The following is a 2,108-nucleotide window of genomic DNA, read 5'->3' on the forward strand; positions in this document are numbered from 1 at the left end:
AGAAATTTAAAGTATCTAGCTTGGCTGCGAACTAAGAACTGTATTGTCTCAGGAAAAAAAGCCCAGTGTGCTCACCACATACGACTTGGTACGAACGGAGGGACATCACTAAAGCCCTCAGACTACTTCTGTATTCCATTACTAAACGAGTTCCACACAACTGGACACAGCGCTCTCCACATTATAGGAGAAGAAACATTTCTCAATCAATTCTCCATTCGACCGAAAGAAGTTTTTGTCACATTTCTTAAAAGCTACCTCAAAGAGACTTTTAATATTAATTACAATCCTAGCGACAAGTCCGAAGAAGAAATGATTCATGAGTTGATAGAGCATATTGAAAGCAGAGTTGTAAGAAGCTCTTCTCCCGCTAAGAAAAAGAAGGCGACAGTCAAAAAAGAAGCTCCACCCAAGGTAAGTATTACTGAGAGTAGTTACTACCAGTCGGCAAAAAAACTTAAGAACGAGAGAGATAAAGAACTTAGAAAGAAGCTTAAAGAAGAATCAAAAACTTCAGCATCACCAAAAAAGCAATTTAAGGGCAATGAGTTCTACGAGAAAGCAAAAGAAGCAAAAAGACTCAAAGATAAAGAACTTAGAAGAAAGCTTAAAGAGCAGTCCAAGAAGAAATAGTAACTATCAAGCTTAAAATCAAGCACTTACCTCCCTTCGTAGTGCATATTTTTCTCACAAACGAAATTTTATTTAAAACAAGGTAAAATATCCTTATGAAAAAGATAACTCTACCCATATTTGTATCTCTATTATTCCCTTCAGCTCTATTGGCCAACACCAAAGGTAATTTAACCATTGGACCTATTGTCGGATACGAGAGAGTTCAAAAGATATCACCAACTCAACATACAAAAGACAGACTCATCTATGGAGTGAGGGCCGTATACGGTCCACCTCTACTCTCTGCAGAAGCAGAGGTAACTCAAGGAAAAGACACAGAGTCTTTCCCAGATCAAGACCTAACAATTAAAGAGACTGCTACATCCGCGATGGTAGGACTTAGGTCAAACTTCTTAAGAACTAAGGTCCTCACAACTTACATTAGGGCCGGAGGACATGCTAGAAAATCAGAAATAGAGACGACTGAAGCTGGTGTCACTACAACAAGAGAGCCCGCTGTTACAATCTCTCCGTACGCAGGAGCTGGACTTTCAGTCAATTTATTGAATAAATTCAGGCTAAATTTAGGAGTTACAGGTATTTTCACAGGAAAACCTAAAGGCAGTGACAGGGAGTATCAAACAACCCTTGGCTTCACTGTAAATATTTAAGTAATTAGTAACTTAGATAGTATTCTCTGTATTTCTTTGATACTAAACCTTAAAGAATTACAGAGGAACATATGAAGAAGTCATTTACATTCGCATCAAAAAACAAAACACCAGAAAGAAATATAGATTCTATAAAGTATGAAATCAAAAAATACATAGCTAGAGAAAGAAGAAAGAAGCTTCCAGAAGGGACTGATTTTTGGGCATTTGACTGTAAAATCGGAGCAGATGAATCAGTAAGCGAAACACTAGAACTAAAAGATATCGGAAAAAGTATTGATAATATTTTCTCTCAAGGCCACGGTGCTTTCTACCTAGAAATACTAGCAAGACCAGCCTATAAATCTAAAACAAAAGAAACTCAAAAGAAATAATTATCAACTAACACCTTAAGATTACTCTACTTTATTCCGATAAAGTAGAGTGAAATTAAAATCTAAAACCTTTATATTCATAACCCTACTTCTCCTTTCAAGTTGCGCTAGAATTGAGAATCGTAGAGACGTTGCTTCAACAGCTGAAGTTCAATCTAGTTGCTCAGAAATCACGAAACAATTCCTTAAGAGAAGTAACCATAAATCCAATCTTCAAAATTTAAAATCAAGTCTTTTACAAATTAATGTAGACGATTATAAAACTAAAGATCTTTTTGAAGAAGTAGAAGATAGATTTAAAAGAACGATAGCAAAAATTAAAAATGTAGATGAGCTATTTGATATTTTCGATTTTCTAAAAGTGATCTCTTCAGTAAAGAGAGTTGATCAAGGAAAGGTTCATCTCTTTGCATCTAAAATACAGTACTTAATTTCTCAGGGTAATTTA

General features: G+C 35.5%; 3 protein-coding genes and 1 pseudogene. All 4 read left to right on the plus strand.

Translation table 11 applies throughout. From position 1 onward, the window contains the following. Positions 1 to 633, plus strand: a pseudogene (locus tag ABX784_RS17170) (hypothetical protein); the annotation flags it as partial. A 95-nt stretch (positions 634 to 728) separates the two neighbouring features. Continuing rightward, complete coding sequence (locus ABX784_RS17175; protein WP_372656287.1) at positions 729 to 1,286, plus strand: hypothetical protein; 558 nt, start codon at positions 729 to 731, stop codon at positions 1,284 to 1,286. A gap of 71 nt (positions 1,287 to 1,357) precedes the next feature. Continuing rightward, positions 1,358 to 1,660, plus strand: coding sequence for a DUF6172 family protein (locus ABX784_RS17180; protein WP_372656288.1), 303 nt, complete (start codon positions 1,358 to 1,360; stop codon positions 1,658 to 1,660). 49 nt (positions 1,661 to 1,709) lie between these two features. After that, positions 1,710 to 2,108 (plus strand): hypothetical protein (locus tag ABX784_RS17185; RefSeq protein ID WP_372656289.1); only part of this gene is annotated, 399 nt, incomplete at its 3' end.

The organism is Halobacteriovorax sp. (assembly GCF_041587335.1).
In the GTDB taxonomy this organism is placed as follows: domain Bacteria; phylum Bdellovibrionota; class Bacteriovoracia; order Bacteriovoracales; family Bacteriovoracaceae; genus Halobacteriovorax.